The 24,650-nt window shown below is 63.3% G+C and carries 22 protein-coding genes; 8 read left to right on the top strand and 14 right to left on the bottom strand.

Going from position 1 to position 24,650, the window contains the following annotated elements:
* The first annotated feature begins 42 nt into the window (after window positions 1-42).
* The 3 genes from dbpA (at window position 43) to yccS (ending at window position 4,927) form a co-directional block, all read left to right on the top strand.
* Window positions 43-1,428 (top strand): ATP-dependent RNA helicase DbpA, encoded by a 1,386-nt coding sequence (gene dbpA / locus ACIOAU_RS08580; RefSeq protein ID WP_401181352.1) that lies wholly within the window; start codon window positions 43-45, stop codon window positions 1,426-1,428.
* 73 nt (window positions 1,429-1,501) lie between these two features.
* Window positions 1,502-2,683: an NAD(P)/FAD-dependent oxidoreductase gene (locus tag ACIOAU_RS08585; protein ID WP_150571089.1), complete on the top strand. Its 1,182-nt coding sequence runs from the start codon at window positions 1,502-1,504 to the stop codon at window positions 2,681-2,683.
* Between the two features lie 60 nt (window positions 2,684-2,743).
* Complete coding sequence (yccS, locus tag ACIOAU_RS08590) at window positions 2,744-4,927, top strand: YccS family putative transporter (RefSeq protein WP_150571088.1); 2,184 nt, start codon at window positions 2,744-2,746, stop codon at window positions 4,925-4,927.
* Between the two features lie 8 nt (window positions 4,928-4,935).
* Here yccS and ACIOAU_RS08595 read toward each other — a convergent pair whose 3' ends face one another.
* From ACIOAU_RS08595 to tkt, 13 genes are all read right to left on the bottom strand, one after another.
* Window positions 4,936-5,673 carry an ABC transporter substrate-binding protein gene (locus tag ACIOAU_RS08595; RefSeq protein ID WP_101315806.1) on the bottom strand — a complete coding sequence of 246 codons (738 nt, stop codon included), beginning with the start codon at window positions 5,671-5,673 and terminating at the stop codon, window positions 4,936-4,938.
* Window positions 5,674-5,860: 187 nt separating this feature from the next.
* Window positions 5,861-6,808, bottom strand: coding sequence for an ornithine cyclodeaminase family protein (locus ACIOAU_RS08600; RefSeq protein WP_181089562.1), 948 nt, complete (start codon window positions 6,806-6,808; stop codon window positions 5,861-5,863).
* Entirely contained in the window at window positions 6,805-7,779 is a 975-nt protein-coding gene (locus tag ACIOAU_RS08605; protein ID WP_150571085.1) for a threonine/serine dehydratase, read from the bottom strand. Before ACIOAU_RS08605 ends, ACIOAU_RS08600 begins: the two co-directional genes overlap by 4 nt.
* Before the next feature lie 116 nt (window positions 7,780-7,895).
* The gene (locus tag ACIOAU_RS08610; RefSeq protein WP_150571084.1) at window positions 7,896-8,531 is read right to left on the bottom strand and encodes a transcriptional regulator; all 636 of its coding nucleotides are present in this window, start codon (window positions 8,529-8,531) and stop codon (window positions 7,896-7,898) included.
* A 94-nt stretch (window positions 8,532-8,625) separates the two neighbouring features.
* A complete protein-coding gene (locus ACIOAU_RS08615) occupies window positions 8,626-8,922 on the bottom strand; it encodes a helix-turn-helix domain-containing protein (RefSeq protein ID WP_101315797.1) in 297 nt (98 codons plus the stop codon).
* 11 nt (window positions 8,923-8,933) lie between these two features.
* Window positions 8,934-9,434, bottom strand: a complete 501-nt coding sequence (locus ACIOAU_RS08620; RefSeq protein WP_101315795.1) for a M48 family metallopeptidase — start codon at window positions 9,432-9,434, stop codon at window positions 8,934-8,936.
* Window positions 9,435-9,473: 39 nt separating this feature from the next.
* Window positions 9,474-11,594, bottom strand: a complete 2,121-nt coding sequence (locus ACIOAU_RS08625) for a bifunctional diguanylate cyclase/phosphodiesterase (protein ID WP_150571083.1) — start codon at window positions 11,592-11,594, stop codon at window positions 9,474-9,476.
* Between the two features lie 177 nt (window positions 11,595-11,771).
* Window positions 11,772-12,836, bottom strand: a complete 1,065-nt coding sequence (gene fba, locus ACIOAU_RS08630) for a class II fructose-bisphosphate aldolase (protein WP_101315791.1) — start codon at window positions 12,834-12,836, stop codon at window positions 11,772-11,774.
* A 97-nt stretch (window positions 12,837-12,933) separates the two neighbouring features.
* Window positions 12,934-13,263 (bottom strand): MliC family protein, encoded by a 330-nt coding sequence (locus ACIOAU_RS08635; RefSeq protein ID WP_101315788.1) that lies wholly within the window; start codon window positions 13,261-13,263, stop codon window positions 12,934-12,936.
* Window positions 13,264-13,421: 158 nt separating this feature from the next.
* Window positions 13,422-13,640, bottom strand: a complete 219-nt coding sequence (locus ACIOAU_RS08640; protein ID WP_101315786.1) for a hypothetical protein — start codon at window positions 13,638-13,640, stop codon at window positions 13,422-13,424.
* Window positions 13,641-13,672: 32 nt separating this feature from the next.
* Window positions 13,673-14,836, bottom strand: coding sequence for a phosphoglycerate kinase (locus tag ACIOAU_RS08645; protein ID WP_401181360.1), 1,164 nt, complete (start codon window positions 14,834-14,836; stop codon window positions 13,673-13,675).
* 12 nt (window positions 14,837-14,848) lie between these two features.
* A complete protein-coding gene (gene epd / locus ACIOAU_RS08650; protein ID WP_101315782.1) occupies window positions 14,849-15,910 on the bottom strand; it encodes an erythrose-4-phosphate dehydrogenase in 1,062 nt (353 codons plus the stop codon).
* Between the two features lie 140 nt (window positions 15,911-16,050).
* Window positions 16,051-18,048 carry a transketolase gene (gene tkt, locus ACIOAU_RS08655; protein WP_150573376.1) on the bottom strand — a complete coding sequence of 666 codons (1,998 nt, stop codon included), beginning with the start codon at window positions 18,046-18,048 and terminating at the stop codon, window positions 16,051-16,053.
* 239 nt (window positions 18,049-18,287) lie between these two features.
* Between tkt and ACIOAU_RS08660 the strand changes: the two genes are divergently transcribed.
* From ACIOAU_RS08660 to ACIOAU_RS08675, 4 genes are all read left to right on the top strand, one after another.
* A complete protein-coding gene (locus tag ACIOAU_RS08660) occupies window positions 18,288-19,289 on the top strand; it encodes a metalloregulator ArsR/SmtB family transcription factor (protein WP_181089555.1) in 1,002 nt (333 codons plus the stop codon).
* 12 nt (window positions 19,290-19,301) lie between these two features.
* The gene (gene metK / locus ACIOAU_RS08665) at window positions 19,302-20,492 is read left to right on the top strand and encodes a methionine adenosyltransferase (protein ID WP_103435795.1); all 1,191 of its coding nucleotides are present in this window, start codon (window positions 19,302-19,304) and stop codon (window positions 20,490-20,492) included.
* Window positions 20,493-20,637: 145 nt separating this feature from the next.
* Window positions 20,638-22,311: an NAD-dependent DNA ligase LigB gene (gene ligB / locus ACIOAU_RS08670; protein ID WP_401181371.1), complete on the top strand. Its 1,674-nt coding sequence runs from the start codon at window positions 20,638-20,640 to the stop codon at window positions 22,309-22,311.
* Window positions 22,312-22,371: 60 nt separating this feature from the next.
* Complete coding sequence (locus tag ACIOAU_RS08675) at window positions 22,372-22,764, top strand: DUF1090 domain-containing protein (protein WP_101315772.1); 393 nt, start codon at window positions 22,372-22,374, stop codon at window positions 22,762-22,764.
* Between the two features lie 51 nt (window positions 22,765-22,815).
* On the opposite strand, the gene ACIOAU_RS08680 is transcribed toward ACIOAU_RS08675, so the two are convergent.
* Window positions 22,816-23,262: a cytochrome c gene (locus ACIOAU_RS08680; RefSeq protein WP_220632952.1), complete on the bottom strand. Its 447-nt coding sequence runs from the start codon at window positions 23,260-23,262 to the stop codon at window positions 22,816-22,818.
* Between the two features lie 115 nt (window positions 23,263-23,377).
* Between ACIOAU_RS08680 and ACIOAU_RS08685 the strand changes: the two genes are divergently transcribed.
* Window positions 23,378-24,529 (top strand): murein transglycosylase A, encoded by a 1,152-nt coding sequence (locus tag ACIOAU_RS08685; protein ID WP_101315768.1) that lies wholly within the window; start codon window positions 23,378-23,380, stop codon window positions 24,527-24,529.
* Window positions 24,530-24,650 lie beyond the last annotated feature (121 nt).

Genomic DNA, 24,650 nt, shown 5'->3' on the forward strand with positions numbered 1-24,650 from the left:
AGACTATCGGGCATTTTTCGCTTTGCTACCCAGGCCCGCCTCGTGACCACCGAATCCACCGCATTTGCCTCTTTGCCCTTGTCTGCCGCCATGCTGGCCAACCTGGAGGCGCTCGGCTATGCCGCGATGACCCCGATCCAGGCCCAGAGCCTGCCGGTGATCCTGCGTGGCCAGGACCTGATCGCCCAGGCCAAGACCGGCAGCGGCAAGACTGCCGCCTTTGGCATCGGCTTGCTCAATCCGCTCAACCCGCGCTACTTCGGCTGCCAGGCACTGGTCCTGTGCCCGACCCGCGAGCTGGCTGACCAGGTGGCCAAAGAACTGCGCCGGCTGGCCCGGGCGGAAGACAACATCAAGATCCTGACCCTCTGCGGTGGGGTTTCGCTCGGCCCGCAGATCGCCTCGCTGGAGCACGGCGCGCACATCATCGTTGGCACTCCGGGCCGGGTTCAGCAGCATCTGGACAAGGGCACGCTGGTCCTCGACGGTCTCAACACGCTGGTGCTCGACGAAGCCGACCGCATGCTCGACATGGGCTTCTTCGACGCCATTGCCGCGATCATCGGCAAGACCCCGTCGCGCCGGCAGACCTTGCTGTTCTCGGCCACCTACCCGAGCGGCATCGAGCAACTGGCCGCTGACTTCATGCGCAAGCCGCAGCAGGTCAAGGTCGACGCGCTGCACAGCGAAACCCAGATCGAGCAGAGCTTCATCGAGATCGACCCGCAGCAGCGCCTTGAAGCGCTGACCCGCGTGCTCGCGCACTACCGCCCTGAATCGTGCGTCTCGTTCTGCTTCACCAAGCAGCAGTGCGACGAAGTGGTCAACCACCTGACCGCCAAGGGCATCGTTGCCCAGGCGCTGCATGGCGATCTGGAGCAGCGTGACCGCGACCAGGTGCTGGCGATGTTCGCCAACCGTAGCATCTCGGTGCTGGTTGCCACCGACGTTGCCGCGCGCGGCCTGGATATCGACGGCCTGGACATGGTCATCAACGTCGAACTGGCGCGTGATGCCGAAATCCACGTACACCGAGTCGGCCGTACCGGCCGTGCTGGCGAAAAGGGCGTCGCCGTCAGCCTGGTCGCTCCCGCCGAAGGCCATCGCGCCCAGGCCATCGAGCAGCAACAGAAGCGCCCCCTGCGCTGGGAACAGCTGGACAACCTCAAGAGCCAGGGCGGCGAGCCGCTGCTGCCGGTAATGGTCACTCTGTGCATCGGCGCCGGGCGTAAAGACAAGCTGCGCCCGGGTGACATCCTCGGTGCACTGACCGGCGACGCCGGCATCCCTGGCAAGCAGGTCGGCAAGATCGCCATCTTCGACTTCCAGGCCTTGGTTGCGGTCGAGCGAGCATTGGCCAAGCAGGCCGTGCAGCGCCTCAACAGCGGCAAGATCAAGGGCCGCGCGCTGAGAGTGCGCATCCTCTGATAGCTACAGCAACCCTGTGCCGGCGGCGCAGGGTTGGCCTCACCTTCTGTTCAACTGATTCCAGGTAACTCCCGTGCACTCCACCGACGTGATCATCCTCGGCGCTGGCGCCGCCGGCCTGATGTGCGCTCAGCTCAGCGCCAACCGTGGCCGCCGCGTGCTGCTGCTCGACCATGCCAACAAACCGGGCAAGAAGATCCTCATGTCGGGTGGCGGGCGTTGCAACTTCACCAACATGTACACCGAGCCGAGCAACTTCCTCTCGAACAACCCGCACTTCTGCAAATCGGCGCTGGCCCGCTATACCCAGTGGGACTTCATCGAACTGGTGGCCAAGCACCAGGTGCCGTATCACGAGAAGAAGCTCGGTCAGCTGTTCTGCGACAACAAGTCCAGCGACATCCTCGATTTGCTGCTGGCTGAATGCGACGCTGCCGGGGTGGACCTGCGCATGGACACCAGCATCGAGACCATCGAGAAAACCGCCGAGGGTTATCGGCTGCAGACCAGCGCCGGCCCGTTCGCCTGCCAGTCGCTGGTGATCGCCACCGGCGGGTTGTCGATCCCGACGCTGGGCGCCAGCGGCTTCGGCTACCAGGTGGCGCGCCAGTTCGGCCACACCTTGCTGCCAACCCGTGCCGGGCTGGTGCCGTTCACCATCACCGAGCCGCAGCTCAAGGCCATGTGCACCGAGCTTTCGGGCACCTCGCTGGACTGCACCGCCAGCTGCAACGGCAGCAGCTTCCGCGAGAACCTGCTGTTTACTCACCGCGGCCTGAGTGGCCCGGCGATTCTGCAGATTTCTTCGTTCTGGGAGGCCGGCGACAGCGTCGAGATCAACCTGCTGCCTGACCGTGACGCGCTGGACTGGCTGCAAAGCCAGCAAATCGAGCGCGCCAACAGCGAGCTGAAGACCGTGCTCGGCGAGGTGTTCACGCGCAAGCTGGCAAACCTGCTGGCCGAGCAGTGGTTCGAATCCAAGCCGATGAAGCAGTACACCCCGGCTGAGCTGGCACAGATCGCTGACAAGCTGGCCTGCTGGCAGGTGGTGCCGGCCGGCACCGAAGGTTATCGCACGGCCGAGGTCACCCTGGGCGGCGTCGACACCCGCGAAGTGTCGTCCAAGACCATGGAATCGCTGAAAAGCCCTGGGCTGTATTTCATCGGTGAAGTGCTCGATGTCAGCGGCCATCTCGGCGGATTTAATTTCCAGTGGGCTTGGGCTTCTGCCAACGCCGCGGCGCAGTTCGTGTAATGTAGAATCCTTTCAGCAATGCCCTGAAAGGTTCTCATCGATCACTGCCAGCAGGCCACTATGTCATCGAGCTCGTTTCGTCATTCTCTGCGTCGTTTGTGGGGCCAGGACAAGTTCAGTTATGCCATCCGGGTGACCATCGCCCTCACCGGCAGCATGGCCTTGTGTTGGTATCAAGATGAAATGAAGCTGTTGATCCCGCTGTTCCTGGGGATCATCGCCAGCGCCCTGGCCGAGACCGACGACGGCTGGCAGGGCCGCCTCAGCGCCCTGCTGGTGACCCTGGCCTGTTTTGCCATCGCCGCGCTGTCGGTCGAGCTGCTGTTCCCCTACCCCTGGATCTTTGCCTTCGCCCTGGCCCTGGCGGCGTTCTGCCTGACCATGCTCGGCGCCTTGGGCGAGCGCTATGGCGCGATTGCCTCGGCGACCTTGATCCTCTCGGTGTACACCATGATCGGCGTCGACCAGCGCGGCGGTGAGGTCACCGACTTCTGGCACGAGCCGTTGCTGCTGGTGGCAGGCGCTGCCTGGTATGGGCTGCTGTCGGTGCTGTGGCAGGCGCTGTTCTCCAATCAGCCGGTGCAGCAGAGCCTGGCCAAGCTGTTCTACGAGCTGGGCCGCTACCTCAAGCTCAAGGCCAACCTGTTCGAGCCAATTCGCAACCTTGAAGTGGAATCGCGACGGCTGGAGCTGGCCCAGCAGAACGGCAAGGTGGTCGCAGCCCTCAACGCCGCCAAAGAGATCATCCTGCACCGGGTCGGCAACAGCCAACCCAACTCCAAGGTCAGCCGCTACCTCAAGCTGTATTTCCTGGCCCAGGACATTCACGAGCGCGTGAGTGCCTCGCACTATCCGTACAACGCTCTGGCCGAGGCGTTTTTCCACAGCGACGTGATGTTCCGCTGCCAGCGCCTGCTGCGCCAGCAAGGCTCGGCCTGCCAGCAGCTGTCGGAATCGATCCGCATGCGCCAGCCGTTCGTCTACGGCAGCGGTTTTGCCGAGGCGCTGGAAGACCTGCACGCCTCCCTGGAACACCTGCGCATCCAGAGCAACCCAGCCTGGCGCGGCCTGCTGCGCTCGCTGCGGGCGCTGGCCGGCAACCTCGCCACGCTGGACCGCCTGCTCGCCGACGCCAGCAACCCGGACGGCCTTGCCGATGCCAGTGACAGCAGCCTGCTGGACCGCTCGCCGCGCAACTTCAAGGACGTCTGGAGCCGCCTGCGCACGCAGCTGACGCCGACTTCGCTGCTGTTCCGCCACGCCCTGCGCCTGCCGCTGGCGCTATCAATCGGCTATGGCATGGTGCATCTGATTCACCCGACCCAGGGTTACTGGATCATCCTCACCACGCTGTTCGTCTGCCAGCCCAACTATGGCGCGACGCGGCGCAAGCTGGTGCAGCGGATTTTCGGCACGGCGATCGGCCTGACGGTCGGCTGGGCGTTGTTCGATCTGTTCCCTAACCCGGTGGTGCAGTCGTTGTTCGCGGTGGTTGCCGGGGTGGTGTTCTTCGTCAACCGCACCACCCGCTATACCCTGGCCACGGCGGCAATCACGCTGATGGTGCTGTTCTGCTTCAACCAGATCGGCGACGGTTACGGCCTGTTCCTGCCGCGCCTGTTCGATACCCTGGTCGGCAGCCTGATCGCCATTCTGGCGGTGTTCCTGTTCCTGCCCGACTGGCAGGGGCGGCGGCTGAACAAGGTGCTGGCCAATACTTTGACCTGCGCCAGCGAGTACCTGCGCCAGATCATGCAGCAGTATGCGTACGGCAAACGCGACGACCTCGCCTATCGCCTGGCCCGGCGCAATGCGCACAACGCTGACGCAGCGCTGTCGACCACTCTGGCCAACATGCTGATGGAGCCTGGCCACTTCCGTAAGGAAGCCGATGTCGGTTTCCGCTTCCTGGTGCTCTCGCACACCTTGCTCAGCTACCTGTCAGGACTAGGTGCGCACCGCGATACGGCGCTGCCGCCAGAGGTCCACGAGCAACTGATCGACGGTGCCGGGGTCAGCCTGGCCAACAGCCTCGACCAGATCGCCAACGGCCTGGCCGCGCGCCTACCGGTGGCGATTCACAGTGATGAAGAAGAAGCCTTGGCCAATGCCCTCGAGCAGATGCCGGAAGAGCTGGATGAGCATCAGCGTCTGGTGCAGACGCAGCTGGCCTTGATCTGCCGCCAGCTCGGCCCGCTGCGGACCATGGCCGCGCACCTGATCAAGGAAGGTGCGCCGAGCTGAGCCTGGGCTCAAAAGCCATGCTGGCGCAGCAGGCGCTGATAACTGCCATCGGCTTTCATGGCCGCGATGGCGCGCTCGAAGCGCTGCACGATCTGCCGATGTTGCGGGTGCTGCAAGCTGACCAGAATGTGCAGGCTGTTCTCACCGAGCGGCGGATCGACAAAACTGACCGAGTCACGCACCTGCTGCGGCTCGCGCTGCAGGTTGTAACGTGCGACGTACTCGTCTTCCACTGCCAGCTTGACCCGCCCGGCCGCCAGCATGCGCACAGCTGAGGAGAAATTGCGCACCTGTACCTTGCTCAGGCGGCTGTCATCGTCGAAGCTCGGCGAATAGGCATAACCGCGCACCACGGCGATGCTGTAGGGGTACAGGTCAGCCTGGCGCTGATAAGTGAAGGCCTCACCCTGACGCTTGAGCAGGCGAATGCGGTTACTCAGAAAGGCACTGGAAAACTGCCCGATCTGGGTGCGCGACTCGTTGTACCAGGCGTTGACCAGCACGTCGTAACGTCCTTCGCCCAACCCTTTCAACGCACGCGCCCAGGGCACTTCTTCGTATTCACTGGCAAAGCCTGCGCGCGTCAGCGCCGTGGTCACCAGGCTGGTCGCTAGGCCACCGCCGGGCAGGCTGGCGTCGGTGAACGGCGGCCAGCTGTCGGCAACCAGACGCAGTTTTTGCTCTGCAGCTGCAGGCGAGGCCAGCAACGCCAGCAACAGCCCGGCAAGGCACAGCAGTGGCCGCATGCACGAATCCTTTTGGCAATGGGGGGCTCCCGCGGATGACGGTAACATGTGCTCCGTCATACCGAGCAGAATACAGATCCGCGGGACTGCCGACAGCGGACAATGATGTCAAATGGCCTCTATTTTGGCCAAGCCGGCAGATTACTTGCCAAAGCAATAATCAGGCCTCGTTGCGAGGCCCAATTGGTCAGCGTTGCAGCACCTCCAGCACGCAGCGGGCAATCTGCGCATCCTGCACCGCAACGCCGGTCAGATCGGCGAGGGTCAGTTGCCCGTCGTGTTCGCGCCCGGTCGCGTGCCCTGCCAGCACCTCGCCGAGTTCGCTCAGCTGGCTTGGGGCTATCAAACCGGCCTTGAGCGCATGAGACACCTCGCCGTACTGGCTACATTGGCGGCGCGAATCGACAATGATCCGCTGAGCACTGGCGACCAGCTCCACCGCCAGTTCCTGCTTGCCTGGTGCATCGGCACCAACCGCGGTGATATGGCTGCCGGGCAGCAGCCATTCACGTTGCAGCAGCGGCTCGCGGGAAGGCGTGGCGCAGACCAGCAGGTTGGCCGCCTCGGCCACTAGCCGCGGTTGCTCGACACAGCGCACCGTGCAGCCCAGCGCCTCGGCAAACGCCCTGTAGTCGCGCCGCGCGGCGTCACTACGACCCCACACCAGCACCTCGCGGCAGGCGGTGACTGCCAGTAACTGCTCCAGCTGCAAGCGCGCCTGCATGCCGGTGCCGAGGATGCCGATCGCTTCGACCCGGTTCGGCGCCAGCAACCGTGCCGCGATGCGCCCAGCCAGGGCGGTGCGCATGCAGGTTAACCAACCCTGATCAGCCAGCAGCGCCAACGGCTGGCCGGTGCTGGCACTGAGCACCAGCATCAGCCCGTCGTTGCTCGGCAAGCCCTGCTGCGGGTTGCTGTAGAAACCAGTGGAAACCTTGACCGTGAAAGTCTCACTGCCCTCGACATAGGCCGATTTGATACAGCAGTCGCCATTTGCCTGAGGGAAGCCGAATGCCTGCACCGGTGGCACCTGCACCCGGCCTGCGGAATAAGCGACAAAGCCCAGTTCGATGGCGCACATGGCCTGATGGGCATCCAGCGCGGCCATGATCGCCGGCAGCTCGTAGACCTTCATGCGATAGCCTCGAGGTATTTCTCCAGCACGATATTGCGGCCGCACAGCACGACTGCGACTTTCTTGCCGCGATACTCCTCGGCCAGCGCCAGCATGCCGGCCATCGCCACGCCTGCGGCGCCCTCGATGATCCAGCGCTCGCTGGCGGCGACCTCACGCATGGCAGCCTTGATCTGCGCCTCACTGACCAACACGCGCTGACTCAACAGCCGTTGGCACAGGCCGAGGGTAACGCTGTCGGGTTCGACGCCGCCGGCGGTGCCATCCGAGATAGTCTCCTCCTCGTCGACCTCGATGATCCGCCCTGCTGCGAGTGAGGCATGCAGGGCCGGTGAGTTGGCTGGCCAGCAACCAACGATGCGGGTTTTCGCCGACAGGCCATGCAGGGCCGCTGCAATGCCGCTAATCAGACCACCACCGCCCACAGCCACGAACACCGCATCCAGCTCCGGCTGCTGCTCGAACAGTTCCATTCCGACCGTGCCCTGACCGGCGATGATCTGGTAGTCGTTGTACGGCGACACGTACGGTTTGCCTTGCAACTGCGCCTGGCGCCCGGCTTCCAGTTCGGCGCCGAGCGGATCGAGATCAAGGCTGATGACCTCGGCGCCCAGTGCGCGCATTGCTTCCAGCTTATAGCTGGAGGCCTGCGTGGTGGTGTAGACGCTGACAGGCACGCCCAGTGCCTGGCCGGCCAAGGCAAGGCCCTGGCCGTGGTTGCCAGAGGACGCGGTGATGACGCCACGCTGGCGCTGGACCGGGTCAAGCAGGCGCAGCTTGTTGCTGGCACCGCGGTATTTGAACGAGCCGGTGTGCTGCAGGTGCTCGCACTTGAGGTAAACCTCACAGCCGCTCAAAGCACTCAGGCGGCTGCTCAAGGTCAACGGCGTGACCGCGACCTGCGGGCGCAGCGCGGTGTGTGCTTCAGTGATGGCCTGCTGCAGGGAGCCCAGTGCTTGGTCGTCGGTCATCAGTAATGCTCTCGGTGACAGAGCGCCACCCAGGCAGCGCACTTATATGGAAATTAAATCTACGATAGATTTTATTTCCACGTCGCGCAAGCACCAGCGAGCAGGTCGACAGGTGATCAGCTTTCGCGAGCGAGCTTCACGTATTTGTAGACGGTCGCCCGGCCCATGTTCAGCACGTTGGCCACATAGTCATATGCGCTCTTGCCGCGGAATGCCCCTTCGCCATGCAGAGCCTCGATCAGCTCGCGCTTGTGCTCGCGCTCCAGCGTGTTGAGGCTCTGGCTACGTTCGGCCAGCCAGCTGTGCATGAAGGTGTTGATGCGCTCCTGCCAGTCATCACGAAACAGTACTTCAGGTTGCGGTAGCAGGCGGCTGGCCTGGAAGAACACATCCAGCGCCTGCCTGGCCTGCTCCAGCAGCGATACGTTGAAGTTGATGCACAGCAGCGCTTCGGGCTGGCCGTTGTCATCGAGCATCACACTGCTGATCGAGCGAATTTTCTGGCCGTCCCAGTTGAGCTTTTCGTACGGACCCAGGCGGGTGGCGCCATTGAGGTCGGCGGGCAAGTCTTGCAGCGCCGAGTCGTCGCCCAACTGGCGCTTGGAGATATTGTTGGCGATGTGCACGATGGTCTGGCTGCGCAGGTCATGCACCACCACTTCAGCATGCGGAAACAGCAGCGTGGCGACGCCATCGGCCATGGCGGCGTAGTTGCTGAAGCGGGGGCTGAGCGCCGGCCGGGGTGCAGACATCGCAAGCATTCCTGAGGGTAAAGCGCGCCATGCTAAGCCAGGCGCGGCAGGCAGGGAAAGTGCAGCGGCCGCGAGCGACCCGCTGCAGATTGATTCAGGGGTAGCCCAGCACCTTACGGATGTGCGCCAGATGCGCGCCGATCCACTGCTTGTCGATCGCACCCCAGTCGCGGATGCGGTACTGCCCGGCATGGTTGCGGGCGCCGCTCTCCTGCTCGAATTCGCAGATGATGTCGAGGTCGGCCAGCGCAGCGATGGTGTCCTGAGCGGTACGCCGGGGCATGCCGGTGGCTTCGGTCAACGCCGGTACGCTGGCGGCGGTCTGGCTGTCGATCAGCCAGGCGACGTACAGGCGGCGGTAGAAGCTGCTCTTGGTCTTGCTCACTTCCATGCTCGGGGTCCTTAGGATTGATTGGGCAGTTCCTGGTAGGTCAGGTAAACGCGCAGGTCGAATTCCAGTTGATGGTAATCCGGCTCCATGTGCTGGCAGAGCTGGTAGAACGCCTTGCTGTGGTCGCGCTCACGCAGGTGCGCCAGCTCATGCACGACGATCATGCGCAGAAACTCTGGCGCGGCGTCCTTGAACAAGGCCGCGATGCGGATTTCTTTCTTGGCCTTGAGCTTGCCGCCCTGTACCCGCGACACAGCCGTATTCAGACCCAGGGCGCGGTGGGTCAGGTCGAGGCGGTTGTCGAACAGCACCTTGTCCAGGTTCGGCGCACTGCGCAGGTAGCTCTGCTTCAGTTCCTGAGCGTAGGCGTACAACGCCTTGTCATTCTGCACCTGGTGACGGGCGGGATAGCGCTGGCGCAGGTACTCGCCCAGGCGGTCGCTGGCGATCATCTGCCGCACCTGCTCTTGCAGGTGCGGTGGGTAGGCTTGCAGGTAACGTAGGTCGGTCATGGCACGGCGGTCGATAAAAGCACACGCGATTCTAGCCAATCATTGCCCGGGCCAGTGGAAAAACAATGGAAAGCCGCTCGCATCGGCAGCGGTCATCGGCCGTGCCACCAAAAAGCCCTGCACATAACAGCAGCCGTGCGCCTTCAGCCAGGCCGCCTGGGCTTCGGTTTCCACGCCTTCGGCAATGACCGTGATCGCGTAGTCGGCGCACAGGCCAATGACGCTGCGCACCAACGCCGCATCGCTGGCCGAGTCGGGCAGACGCGCGACCAGATGGCGGTCAAGCTTGAGCGTGTCGATGGGCAGATCGCGGATCATCCGCAGCGAACAGCCGCCGGCGCCGAAGTCGTCCAGCGCTACTCGCACGCCAAGCTCACGCAGGCGGTTGAGCTGCTTCACGGCGGCGTCGACGTTGTACATCAGCGAGGTTTCCGCCACCTCGACCTCAAGCTGCGCCGGGCGCAAGCCGTGCGCCTGGATCACCGCCTGCAGTTCATCGACCAGATTTGGCATGGCGAACTGGACCCGGCTCAGACTGATCCCCAGTACCAGGTCATCGGCAAAGCCCGCGCGCCAAGCCTTGCGCTGGGCAGCACCCTGATCGTAGATCCAGCTGGCCAGGCGGCTGATCAGCCGGGTCTCTTCCAGCAACGGGATGAACAAGCCCGGCGGTACATCACCGACGCTGGGGTGCTGCCAGCGCAGCAGCGCCTCGAAGCCACGCAGCTGGCCATCGGCAAACGCCACCTGCGGCTGGAACACCAGGCTGAAGTCCTTTTGCTCGATGGCGCTGCGCACGCCGTCTTCGAGCATCAGCCGCGACCGCGCACGGCCGTTCAGCTCCTGATCGTAAAACCGGTATTGCTGACGGCCAGCATGCTTGGCGGCGTACATCGCCGTGTCCGCCGCGCGCAACAGGCCCTCGAAAGTGCCGCCGCAGTCGGGATAAGTGGCGATACCAATGCTGACGCCCAGGGATACATCCACCCCGTCTACCTGGTGGGTGATCGACAGGCGTTCGAGCACCCGCTCAGCGAAGCGTCCGGCCAGCTCTGGATACGGCAGGCCGTCGAACAAAGCCGTGAATTCGTCACCGCCCATCCGTGCCAGCAGCGCCTCGCTGCCCAGGCAATCCTTCAGTTGAGACGCGACCCAGTGCAGGATCTCGTCGCCTGCCTCGTGCCCGAGCGAATCATTGATCCGCTTGAAGCCATCGAGGTCCATGTACATCAGTGCCTGGACCTTCTCCGAGTGCTCGTTGCGCAGCAGCGCAGCTTCGGCAGCCTGGTAGAAGCCGCGCCGATTGAGCAGGCCGGTGAGCGGGTCGGTGACCGCCTGCTGTTCCAGCTGCTGATGCAGGCTGCGCACCACTGACATGTCCAGCAGGGTAATTACCATGGCGTGCTGCTCGCTCGGCAGCGGCGCGCAGGACAACGCCACCGGCACCAGTTGCCCGTCGGCGGTGCGCAACTGCGCATCGTGCACGCGGAAGATCTGCCGTTGCTGGTACGCCTTGAAGAAGTCCGACTCGCGCCACAGGCTTGGTGTCGCCAGTTGCAGCAGGTCAAGCACGTGGGCGCCCTGGAGCACCTGCACCGGGGTATCCAGCAGGCTTGAAATCGCCGGATTGGCAAAGCTGATGGTGCCGCTCTCATCCACCACCAGGATGCCTTCGGCGGCGTTTTCCAGGATCGAGGCATTGAAGGCCCGCGCCGCTTCAAGCTCGCGGGTCAGGCGCTGCAGCATGCGTCGGTTGCGCTGCTGCTCGAGCAGGGCCTGCACCTTGGGCTTGAGGATCTGCGGGTCGAATGGCTTGAACAGATAATCCACGGCGCCGGCGGCGTAGCCCTTGAGCACGGCATCCTGCGACTGCTCGTTGGCAGTCAGGAAAATGATTGGAGTAAGTCGAGTGCGCTGGCTGCCGCGCATCAAGCGGGCGACTTCAAAGCCGTCCATCTCGGGCATCTGCACGTCGAGCAAAACCAGGTCGACTTCATGGCGGAGCAGCGCGCCGAGCGCCTCGGTGCCCGAACAGGCAGTCAATACCTGCCAATCCTGACGGGCCAGCAGGGCGCGCATGCTGATCAGGTTCTCTGGGTAATCGTCGACAACCAGCAAGACGGACTTGCCGTCCGTTGCAGTGGGTTGAGCTTCATCCATGCTGCTTCTCTTGTAAGAGCGACTGCTTCCTACCCGTCTACTCTAGACCGCAGTTGGCGGGGTGCAATGGAATCAGAACGCTATCACCGAATTTAGTTTCCCATGCCGACTAACGGTCATCTCGCAGACATAAAAAAACCCGCATCGCTGCGGGTTTTTTCAAGCATATAGCCCTGATCAGTTGACCTTGGCAGCCAGCTCACCTTTCAGGTAACGCTGGTACATGCCTTCGAGGGAGATCGGTTTGATCTTCGAGGCATTGCCGGCGGTGCCGAAGGCTTCGTAACGGGCGATGCACACGTCACGCATGGCCTTGACGGTTTCGCCGAAGAACTTGCGTGGGTCGAACTCGCTCGGGTTGGTCGCCATCAGACGACGCATGGCACCGGTCGAGGCCAGGCGCAGGTCGGTGTCGATGTTGACCTTGCGCACGCCGTACTTGATGCCTTCGACGATTTCTTCAACCGGTACGCCGTAGGTCTCTTTGATGTCGCCGCCGTACTGGTTGATGATCGCCAGCCACTCTTGCGGTACCGAGGAAGAACCGTGCATCACCAGGTGGGTATTGGGGATGCGCTTGTGGATTTCCTTGATGCGGTCGATTGCCAGCACGTCGCCGGTAGGCGGCTTGGTGAATTTGTAGGCGCCGTGGCTGGTGCCGATGGCGATGGCCAGGGCGTCGACTTGAGTCTTCTTGACGAAGTCGGCGGCTTCTTCCGGATCGGTCAGCATCTGGCTGTGATCGAGCACGCCTTCGGCGCCGATACCGTCTTCTTCACCGGCCATGCCGGTTTCCAGCGAACCCAGGCAGCCCAGCTCGCCCTCTACCGAAACACCGCAGGCGTGGGCCATGGCGACGGTCTGCTGGGTGACGCGGACGTTGTAGTCGTAGTCGGTTGGGGTCTTGCCGTCTTCGCCCAGCGAGCCGTCCATCATCACCGAGCTGAAGCCCAGCTGGATCGAGCGCTGGCAAACGTCAGGGCTGGTACCGTGGTCCTGGTGCATGCACACCGGGATGTGTGGGAACTCTTCGATTGCCGCCAGGATCAGGTGGCGCAGGAAGGGTGCACCGGCGTATTTGCGAGCACCGGCCGAGGCCTGCACGATGACCGGAGAGTCGGTCTTGTCGGCGGCTTCCATGATGGCGCGCATCTGCTCGAGGTTGTTTACGTTGAAAGCTGGAACGCCGTAGCCGAACTCGGCGGCGTGGTCCAGCATCTGGCGCATGCTAATGAGTGCCATTGTGTATCTCTCTCCCGACAAGCGTCGTTGTTTCGTGCAAACCTGCCATAGGGCGGTTGCTGTTCATGTTATGTGGGCCGCCGAAGCGACCCGGCCATCACGGTGCCTTGCAGCCCCGCCCTATCAGATCGTTGGTTGCTACCCAGTACACCAGGCCTTCTTCGCCGCGCAGATGCAGGGCCAGAACGCCATCGCTGTACAGCGCGCCAGAGGCGCCCGGCTCGGACTTGAGCCGGTAGACCTGGTCATTACCGCCAAGGCGGACATCGACCGAGTCCTGGCTGGCATCGGCGAAACGCCAGGATACTTCGGTCTGTGTATCACAGACCCAGCGCGTCCAGGTGTCTGTCGGCGCAGCCGGTGCCGGCTGCAGCAGTGAGCAGCCTGCCAGTGTCGCCAGGGCCATCAGGGCCAATAGCGCTTTCATCCGAAACCCTCGTTATGGGTCCGCTATGCGGCCCTTCGCGGGTAAACCCGCTCCCACAGGTTCGGTGCACGTCTGTGGGAGCGGGTTTACCCGCGAAGGCCGTGAAGCGGCCCCTAATCCAAGACCACAAAACCCAGTTTAGGTTGCCCGCCAACCCATCACGGGCAACCGGGCGCCTTGCGTTGGTGCTCGTCGTCGTACTTTTCCAGCCCGTCCGGACCCAGCCGCTTGTTGATCACCGGCACCGTCTCGGCCTGCCACTGCGACTGGTAACAGCCGCCCGGCACCGCCTGCGACGGCTCGTCATCGGCAGCCGGCCCGCTGGAGCAGGCGCCCAACAGACAGGCCACGATCATCACCGGCAATTGCTTGAGCATCCGCTCGCTCCCTGCGCCAGGCGCCTTCATGCTCAGGCCTTGGCTCGTTGTTCCAGGATTTCCACAGCAGGCAGAACCTTGCCCTCGACGAACTCGAGGAACGCGCCGCCACCGGTAGAAATGTAGGAGATATCGCTGCCAACGCCATATTTATCGATGGCCGCCAGGGTGTCACCACCGCCCGCGATGGAAAACGCGTCGCTGCTGGCAATGGCCTGGGCCAGTACTTTGGTGCCGTTACCGAACTGATCGAACTCGAACACGCCGACCGGGCCGTTCCACAGCACGGTCTTCGACGACTTCAGCAACTCAGCGAACTGCTCGGCAGTTTGCGGGCCGATGTCGAGGATCATGTCGTCGTCGGCAACCTCGCTGATCAGCTTGACGGTAGCCACGGCGCTCTCGGCGAACTCCTTGGCCACTACCACGTCGACCGGCAGCGGCACGTTGACCTTGGCGGCGATGGCCTTGGCGGTGTCGACCAGGTCAGGCTCGTACAGCGACTTGCCGACTTTGTGGCCAGCGGCGGCGAGGAAGGTGTTGGCAATGCCGCCACCGACGATGAGCAGGTCGCAGACGCTGCTGAGGCTGTTCAGTACATCGAGCTTGGTCGACACCTTGGAGCCGGCAACGATGGCAGCCATTGGCTTGGCAGGCGCTTTCAGGGCCTTGCCCAATGCGTCCAGCTCAGCAGCCAGCAGCGGGCCGGCAGCGGCAACCTTGGCGAACTTGGCCACGCCGTGGGTCGAGCCTTCGGCGCGGTGGGCGGTGCCGAACGCATCCATCACGAATACGTCGCACAGGGCAGCGTACTGCTGCGCCAGCTCGTCGGCGTTTTTCTTCTCGCCCTTGTTGAAGCGCACGTTCTCGAACAGCACCAGCTCACCGGCGGCAACTTCAACGCCGTCGAGATAATCGGCCACCAGCGGTACTTCACGGCCGAGTGCCTTGCTCAGGTACTCAGCCACCGGCTTGAGGCTGTTTTCGGCAGAAAACTCGCCTTCGGTTGGCCGACCGAGGTGCGAGCAGACCATTACCGCGGCGCCTTTTTCCAGGGCCAGCTTGATGGTCGGCAGCGCCGCCAGGATACGCGCATCGCTGGCAACCGCACCGTCTTTGACAGGCACGTTGAGGTCTTCGCGAATCAGTACGCGCTTACCTTGCAGGTCGAGGTCAGTCATCTTCAACACGGTCATGAATGCAGTCCTTCAGGGCTGTTTGCTGCGGGTTTGGTGGACGACGTGCAGGAAATGATCAGCAACGTCGAGCATACGGTTGGCAAACCCCCATTCGTTGTCGAACCAGGCCAGCAGGTTCACCAGGCGGGGGCCGGAAACGCGGGTCTGGCTGGCATCGACGATGGCCGAATGCGGGTCATGGTTGAAATCACAGCTGGCGTGCGGCAGCTCGGTGTAGGCCAGCAGCCCTCGCAGCGGGCCGCTCAGGGCTGCATCACGCAGCACCTGGTTGACCTCGGCAGCGGTGGTGTCACGGGCGGTCTGCAGGGTGATGTCCAGGCACGACACGTTGACAGTGGGCACACGCACCGCTTTGGCCTGAATTCGCCCGGCAAGTTCCGGCAGCAGCCGTTCGATGCCACGCGCCAGACCAGTGGACACAGGGATCACCGACTGAAACGCCGAGCGGGTGCGGCGCAGGTCTTCATGGTGATAGGCGTCGATCACCGGCTGGTCGTTCATCGCCGAGTGAATGGTGGTGATCTGCACGTACTCGATGCCGAACGCCTGATCCAGCACGCGCAGCAGCGGCACGCCGCAGTTGGTGGTGCAGGAGGCATTCGACACCAACTGCTCGGCACCGCTAAGGCAAGCCTGGTTGATGCCATAGACGATGGTGGCGTCGACGTCGGCCTCGCTGGCCATCGGCTGCGAGAACAGTACCCGTGGCGCACCGGCGTCGAGAAAGCGCTGGCCATCGGCGCGGGTGTTGTAGGCACCAGTGCATTCGAGCACCAGGTCAACCTCCAGCGCGGCCCAGTCGATGCCTTCCGGGGTGGCACTGCGCAACACCTGCACGCAGTCGCCGTTGATATGCAGACAATCGCCATCGACCTTGACCTCGCCGGGGAAGCGGCCATGGGTGGAGTCGAAGCGTGTCAGGTATTCCAGGCTGGCCTGATCGGCCAGGTCATTCAAGGCAACGATCTCGAAGCTCGCAGCAGCCCCCCGCTCAACCAGCGCGCGCAGGACACAGCGGCCAATGCGGCCGTAACCGTTGAGTGCAACTTTGTAAGGGCGACCTTGAGACATGCAGGACTCGCTAACACAGGATGATCATTGACCGTCGCGGCACAAGGCCGCGCCTACAAGATACTGCACAGGCAATAACTTGTAGGCGCGGCCTTGAGTCGCGAAAACGAGGGCAACGCCCTCGCCTCGCTCAGGATGAATCAGTCTTCCAGCAGCTCTTCAGCGGTACCGAGGATGTTCTCCAGGGTAAAGCCGAATTCCTCGAACAGCGCCGAGGCCGGAGCCGATTCGCCGTAAGTGGTCATGCCGATGACGCGACCTTCAAGGCCAACGTACTTGTACCAGAAGTCGGCATGGGCAGCCTCGATGGCGATCCGCGCACCGACTTCAAGCGGCAGCACAGCCTGCTTGTAGCTGGCGTCCTGGGCATCGAACACGCTGGTGCATGGCATCGAGACGACGCGGACCTTGCGGCCTTGCTCGCTCAGTTGGTCGAACGCCTGCACGGCCAGACCGACTTCGGAACCGGTAGCGATGAGGATCAGCTCAGGCTCGCCAGCGCAGTCCTTGAGCACATAACCGCCGCGCTCGATGTCGGCGATCTGCTGCGCATCGCGCTGCTGATGCTGCAGGTTCTGACGCGAGAAGATCAGCGCCGACGGGCCGTCCTTGCGCTGCAGTGCCTGCTTCCAGGAAACCGCCGACTCGACCGCATCGGCCGGGCGCCAGGTGTCCAGGTTCGGCGTGCTGCGCAGGCTGGTCAGCTGCTCGATTGGCTGGTGAGTCGGGCCGTCTTCGCCCAGGCCGATCGAGTCGTGGGTGTAGACGTGGATGACGCGCTGCTTCATCAGAGCCGACATGCGCACGGCGTTGCGGGCGTATTCCATGAACATCAGGAAGGTCGCGCCGTAAGGCACCAGGCCGCCGTGCAGGGCGACGCCGTTCATGATCGCGGTCATGCCGAATTCGCGCACGCCGTAGAACACGTAGTTGCCGCTGGCATCAACGGCGTCGACGCCTTTGCAGCCTTTCCACAAGGTCAGGTTGGAACCGGCCAGGTCAGCCGAACCGCCGAGGAACTCGGGCAGCAGCGGGCCGAAGGCGTTCAGGGCGTTTTGGCTGGCCTTGCGGCTGGCAATGGTTTCACCCTTGGCAGCAACTTCGTTGACGTAGGCCTGAGCCTTGGCCGAGAAGTCGGCAGGCAAGTCACCGGCCATCCGACGCTTGAACTCGGCAGCCAGCTCTGGGTGAGCAGCGGCGTAAGCTTCAAAGCGCTGGTTCCACTCGGCTTCGGCCTTGGCACCGGCGGCCTTGGCGTCCCACTCGGCATAGATGTCGGCCGGGATTTCGAACGGGCCGTAGTTCCAGTTCAGCTCTTTGCGGGCCAGGGCGATTTCGTCATTGCCCAGCGGTGCGCCGTGGCAGTCTTCCTTGCCCTGCTTGTTCGGCGAACCGAAACCGATGATGGTCTTGCAGCAGATCAGGGTCGGACGATCGCTCTTGCGCGCCGTCTCGATGGCCATCTTGATTTCTTCGGCATCGTGGCCGTCGACGTTGCGGATCACTTGCCAGTTGTAGGCTTCGAAGCGTGCCGGGGTGTTGTCGGTGAACCAGCCGTGGACTTCGCCATCGATGGAGATGCCGTTGTCGTCGTAGAACGCGACCAGCTTGTTCAGGCCCAGAGTGCCGGCCAGCGAGGCGACTTCATGGGAGATGCCTTCCATCAGGCAGCCATCGCCGAGGAACACGTAGGTGTTGTGGTCGACGATGTTGTGGCTGTCACGGTTGAACTGCGCCGCCATGACTTTTTCGGCGAGGGCGAAGCCGACCGCGTTGGCCAGGCCCTGGCCGAGTGGGCCGGTGGTGGTTTCGACGCCTGGGGTGTAGCCGAACTCCGGGTGGCCCGGGGTGCGGCTGTGCAGCTGACGGAAACCTTTGAGGTCTTCGATCGACAGGTCGTAGCCGGTCAGGTGCAGCAGCGAATAGATCAGCATCGAGCCGTGGCCGTTGGACAGCACGAAGCGGTCACGGTCGGCGAAGCTCGGGTTGCTCGGGTTGTGCTTCAGGTAGTCGCGCCAAAGCACTTCGGCGATATCCGCCATGCCCATTGGGGCACCGGGATGGCCGCTGTTGGCCTTTTGCACGGCATCCATGCTGAGGGCACGAATGGCGTTGGCACGATCACGACGGCTGGGCATCGCTAAGTCTCCTGGGGGCTTGAATAAGTAATGAAGCGCAAAAAAGACGACCATTTTCCCCCACAGTCGGCTCCGGGGCAATGACGGATGGTCGCAGTTGGGTGTTTTTCCTGTGATTGATGAGCGATTCGCGAGAATAGACGGTGGTTCGGACTGACTCGGGCCATCCATCGTCCAATATCAAAACTTTTTGATATTGCCCTTGCGAGGGCAACCTTGCCTGTCTAGACTGCCGCGCTATGAATCTTCCCGCGCAACCATTGGCCCTGCAACGCAGCGACGACCTGGCAGCTTTATGCAAAGCCAGCGGCGACGAGCTGCGCCTGCATGTATTGCGCGCGCTGGCCAGTGACTCGTTCGGCGTGCTCGAGCTGGCGCAGATCTTCGACGTCGGCCAGTCCGGCATGAGTCATCACCTCAAGGTGCTGGCCCAGGCCGAACTGGTGGCCACGCGCCGCGAAGGCAACGCCATCTTCTACCGGCGCGCCCTGCCCGACAGCCTGCGCCCCGGTGGCCGGCTGCATACGGCACTGCTTGAAGAGGTCGACGACCTCGCGTTGCCGGCCGCAGTGCAGGCGCGCATTGCCCAGGTGCAACAGCGCCGGGCCGCTACCAGTCAGGACTTCTTCCTGCGTGTGGAAGAAAAGTTTCGTGCCCAGCAGGACTTGATTGCCGGCTTGCCGCAGTACCGCGAGAGCCTGCTGGCACTGCTCGACAAACTCAGCTTCGGCGCTGACGCCAGTGCCCTTGAAGTCGGCCCGGGTGACGGTGGTTTTCTGCCCGACCTGGCGCGGCGCTTTGCCAGCGTCACGGCGATGGACAACAGCCCGACCATGCTCGAGCTGGCGCGCCAGGTCTGTGAACGAGAAAGCTTGAGTAATGTAAACCTGCAGTTGGCCGATGCATTGGGTGCAACGGATGTGACAGCCGACTGCGTAGTGCTGAACATGGTCTTGCACCATTTCAGCGATCCGGCCCAGGCCCTGCGCCTGCTGGCCAAACGGGTAAAGGCAGGCGGCAGCCTGCTGGTCACCGAACTGTGCAGCCATGATCAGCATTGGGCCCGCGAGGCCTGCGGCGATCTCTGGCTGGGCTTTGAGCAGGATGACCTGGCCCGTTGGGCCCGGGCAGCAGGGCTGGCTCTCGGAGACAGCCTGTATGTGGGCTTGCGTAACGGTTTCCAGATCCAGGTCCGCCATTTTCAGCGGACGGCTGGCGACATCACCATCGGTAAATTTTAGGAACCCGTCGAGATGAGCGAATATTCCCTTTTCACCTCCGAGTCCGTGTCTGAAGGACATCCGGACAAGATCGCCGACCAGATTTCGGACGCGGTCCTGGACGCCATCATCACCCAGGACAAGTTCGCCCGTGTGGCCTGCGAAACCTTGGTCAAGACCGGTGTTGCCATTATTGCCGGCGAAGTCACCACCTCGGCCTGGGTCGACCTCGAGCAGATCGTGCGCGACGTCATCGTCGACATCGGCTACAACAGCTCCGACGTCGGCTTCGATGGCGCGACCTGCGCGGTGATGAACATCATCGGCAAGCAGTCGGTCGATATCGCCCAGGGCGTTGACCGCTCCAAGCCTGAAGATCAAGGCGCCGGCGACCAGGGCCTGATGTTCGGCTACGCCAGCAACGAAACCGACGTGCTGATGCCAGCACCGATCTGCTTCTCGCACCGTCTGGTCGAGCGCCAGGCCGAAGCGCGCAAGTCCGGCCTGCTGCCGTGGCTGCGCCCGGATGCCAAGTCGCAGGTCACCTGCCGTTACGAAGGCGGCAAGGTTGTTGGTATCGACGCCGTGGTGCTGTCGACCCAGCACAACCCTGAAGTCTCGCAAAAAGACCTCAAAGAAGCCGTCATGGAGCTGATCGTCAAGCACACCCTGCCTGCCGAACTGCTGCACAAGGACACCCAGTTCCACATCAACCCGACTGGCCAGTTCATCATTGGCGGCCCAGTGGGCGACTGCGGCCTGACCGGGCGCAAGATCATCGTCGACTCCTACGGCGGCATGGCCCGTCACGGCGGCGGCGCATTCTCCGGCAAGGATCCATCCAAGGTTGACCGTTCGGCGGCCTACGCCGGTCGTTACGTCGCCAAGAACATCGTGGCTGCCGGCCTCGCCGAGCGTTGCGAGATTCAGGTGTCCTACGCCATCGGTGTCGCTCAGCCGACCTCGATCTCGCTGAATACCTTTGGTACCGGCAAGATTTCCGATGCCAAGATCGTCCAGCTGGTGCGTGAGTGCTTCGACCTGCGTCCTTACGCAATCACCACCATGCTCGACCTGCTGCACCCGATGTATCAGGAAACTGCGGCCTACGGTCACTTCGGCCGTACCCCTGAGCAGAAAACCGTGGGTGACGACACCTTCACCACCTTCACCTGGGAACGCACCGACCGCGCCCAGTCGCTGAAGGACGCTGCTGGCCTGTAAGCTTTCTTACAACCACAGACGAAAGCCCCTGCCGAGTAATCGACAGGGGCTTTTTTGTGACATATCGCCTGACAAAATGGCCCAGCGTTGATCCGCTTGCGCGCTTAGGCTGAGGGTTCCGAATCGCCTGGCAAGGATGCTGGCCATGATGCTTAAACTGCTGCTGTGTTTGCTGTCGCTGTTGTACCTCTCGGGTGCTCAGGCCGCCGCTTGCCCCGCCTGGCCTGGCGAGCGGGCGCAACAAGAGGTCGAACAGTTGCGCCAGTCACTGGCAACGTGGGATGACCACTACCATCGCCAAGGTATCGCGCTGGTCGATGATGAACTCTACGACCAAAGCCGGCAGCGCCTGCTGGACCTGCAACAGTGCTTTGCCATCAATGCCAGTGACGACCCGCTGGCCAGCGCGCGCGGCCCGCTGGCGCACCCGACTGTTCATACCGGCGTCGCCAAGCTGCGTGATGAGCAGGCCGCCGCACAATGGCTGCGCGGTAAACAGGCCGTGTGGATTCAGCCCAAGGTCGATGGTGTGGCGGTCTCGCTGGTTTACCGACAAGGTCGGTTGGTGCAGTTGCTGAGCCGCGGTGACGGCGTCCATGGGCATGACTGGAGCCGGCACCTGCCGTACCTTTCGGGCATCCAGCGCGAACTGCCACGCGCCCTTGATCTGGCGCTGCAGGGCGAGCTGTACCTGCGCCTGGACAACCACGTGCAGGCAGCCGCCGGTGGGCGCGGCGCCCGCGGGAGTGTCGCCGGCCTGATGGCGCGCAAGCAGCTCAGCGCGCAATTGGGCGCGGATATCGGCCTGTTCGTCTGGGATTGGCCCGAGGGCCCAGCTACACAGGCAGAACGGCTCAGTGCACTGACTGCACTAGGCTTCAGCGACAGCCAGCAGTACAGCGTCGCCATCGATACCTTCGAGCAGGCCGCTCACTGGCGCCAGCACTGGTATCGATCAGCCCTGCCGTTCGCTACTGACGGAGTGATCCTGCGCCAGGATCAGCGCCCCGCCGCAGAGCGTTGGCAGGCCAATGCGCCGTACTGGATTGCAGCCTGGAAGTATCCGCTGCGCCAGGCACTGGCCGAAGTGCGCGAGGTGCAGTTCAAGGTTGGCCGCACCGGGCGCATCACGCCTCTGTTACAGCTGAAACCGCTGCAGCTGGATGATCGCCAGGTCAGTCAGGTCAGCCTCGGGTCGCTGGCACGCTGGCAAGCGCTGGACATCCGTGCAGGCGATCAGGTGGCAATAAGCCTGGCCGGCTTGACCATTCCGCGGTTGGAGTCCGTGGTGCAGCGCAGCAGCCAGCGTGCGCCGGTAAAGGTCCCGGAACCGGGCCGCTACCATTCGCTCAGTTGCTGGCAGGACAGCCCCGCCTGTCGCCAGCAGTTTGTCGCCCGCCTGCACTGGCTGGGCGGCAAGCAAGGCCTGAACATGCAAGGAATGGGCTCGGCAACCTGGACTCAGCTGGTCGACAGCGGCCTGGTCAGTACGCTGGACGATTGGCTGAACCTGGACCGGGAGCAGTTGCTGGGTGTTGCGGGCATCGCTGAAACGCGCGCCGAACAGCTGCTCGAGGTGTTCACCCAAGCCCGCCAGCAACCCTTCCAGCGCTGGCTACACGGCCTGGGTATGCCTGCGCCGCGCCGCCTTGCGCCAGGCCCTGACTGGCAGACCATGGCGAGCAGAACCGCACGAGAATGGCTGCAGGAACCCGGCATCGGCAACGGCCGTGCCGAGCAGTTGCAGGCATTTTTCAATGACGACGCAGTGCAATTACTGGCCGGGCAGTTACGCCATCACACAATCAAGGGTTTCTAATTTTGCCGGATCAGGGCAGCATTTCCCTTTTCGCTGCCCTGCACCCGAATGGAGCCCCCGATGAAACTGTTCTCTACCCTCGCCCTGTCCGCCTTGCTTGGCCTCACTGCCCACGGCGCGCTGGCTGCCGAGCAGACCGAGCTCAAAGGTTGCGCCGCCAAGAAGCAAGCGATCAGCGAACAGATCGAGCAGGCACGTGCCCACGGCAACAGCAACCAGCAGGCTGGTCTGGAAAAAGCCCTGAGCGAAGTGACTGCCAACTGCACCGACAGCAGCCTGCGCAAAGAGCGCGAGCAGAAGGTGCTGGATGCGCGTCACGAGGTGAACAAGCGCACCAAGGATCTGGACAAAGCCATGAAGCGCGGCGACTCCGAGAAGATCAACAAGCGTAAAGACAAGCTTGCCGAATCGAAAAAGGAGCTGCAGGAGGCGCTCGACGATCTGGAAAAGTAACCACTCCGACGCCACGCTGAACCGTGAGCGCGCTGCCGGCGTCAGCGCGGCCTAGTGGTTACGAAATTCGGTGTGGCAGGCCTTGCAGGCCGCTTCGACCTTGTCCGTAGGCGCTTGCAACTGCGCTGCGTTCAGCGGTTTGTTGCTGCTCGCGGCAACCAGTTCACCGGTCACGCCTTCCAGTTGCCGGGCCAGCTCCTCGAAGCGCGCCTGGCGCTGCCAGACCTCGGCCCGCGCACTGCTGTCGCCACCATCCTGAGCCTGCGGAAAATGCTTCCAAGGGGCGTGCGCCAGCCCATCGAGCTTGATGGCGCCGGCAGCGAACTTGTCGCCATCGAACGGCAAGCGTCCGCGCAGCATGCCGCCAAGGTCTTCGCTGGTGTTGAGCATCTGCTTGAAGATCGCCTTGCGCTGCCCGAGCGGTGAGTTAGGATCGACACGGTCGCAGCCCAGCAGGGCCAGGCTAGCTACCAGCAGCACGGTGAAACATTTGAACATCACGGTCACATTGGCATCGGAAGAGGGCCGACAGTATCCTCGCCTGCTCGACAAAGACCAATACCCTTACAGAAAACAGGGGCAGCCACGCCGCTACCCGCTCAAGGATTCAACCATGAAATCTGCTCTGCGCCAGCTCGCCTGGGCGCTGCCAGCCCTGGCCCTGCTGGCCGGCTGCAACGGCGGTGACAGCACCAAGCCTGAACCGCACGCCATTGCCACCTATGCTCCCGCCACCTGGAAAGATCTGCCCAGCGTCAGTGATGCTGATCTGTTGGCGGGCTTTCAGGCGTGGCGCGTCGGCTGCGAGAAGCTCAAGCGCGATGCGGTCTGGGCAGCGACCTGCGAGGCGGCGCTGCGCATTCCTGACGATGCCGCCCAGGCCCGCGCGTTTCTCCAGCAGAACCTGCAGGTGTACGGCCTGCGCTCGGCCGAGAACAACGCCACCGGGCTGATCACCGGTTATTACGAGCCGGTCTACCCTGGCAGCCTGACCCGCACTGCGGCGGCCCAGGTGCCGGTGTACGGCGTGCCGCAGGACATGATCGTGGTCGATCTGGCGAGTATCTACCCTGAGCTCAAGGGCAAGCGCCTGCGCGGGCGCCTGGAAGGCCGCGTGCTCAAGCCCTATGACACCTCGGAAACCATCTACCGTGATGGCGTCAACGCACCTGTGCAGGCCTGGCTGACGGACCCGATGGACCTGCAATTCCTGCAGATTCAGGGCTCTGGCAGGGTTCAGTTGGAAGACGGGCGCCAGTTACGCCTGGGTTATGCCGACCAGAACGGCCACCCGTATCGGCCGATCGGCCGCTGGCTGATCGAACAAGGCCAGTTGAAGAAAGAAGATGTCAGCATGGGCGCGATTCACGCCTGGGCCCAGGCCAACCCGCAGCGGGTACCGGAGTTGCTGGCGAGCAACCCCAGTTACGTGTTCTTCAGCACCCGGCCGGACAGCAACGAAGGCCCGCGCGGTTCGTTGAACGTGCCGCTGACCGCAGGGTACAGCGTCGCCATCGATCGCAAGGTGATCCCACTGGGCAGCCTGCTGTGGCTGTCGACCACCCGCCCGGATGGTTCACCCGTGGTGCGCCCGGTCGGCGCGCAGGATACCGGCGGGGCGATCACCGGCGAAGTACGTGCCGACCTGTTCTGGGGTACCGGGCCGCAAGCCGGTGAGTTGGCCGGCAACATGAAGCAGCAAGGGCAGATCTGGATGCTCTGGCCCAAAGGCCAGCCATTGCCTGAGCTACCCAAAGTCCCCTGACACCATCGCCTCCCCCTGTAGGAGCGGCCTTGCCGGGGCGCCGGACCGGTCGGAAAGGGCTGCGCAGCGGCCCTACGATTTATGCTTCGCCGCGTTTATCGCCGGGCCAGCTCTGCTGGCC

The organism is Pseudomonas sp. NPDC088322, assembly GCF_044740745.1.
Lineage (GTDB): Bacteria > Pseudomonadota > Gammaproteobacteria > Pseudomonadales > Pseudomonadaceae > Aquipseudomonas > Aquipseudomonas shirazensis.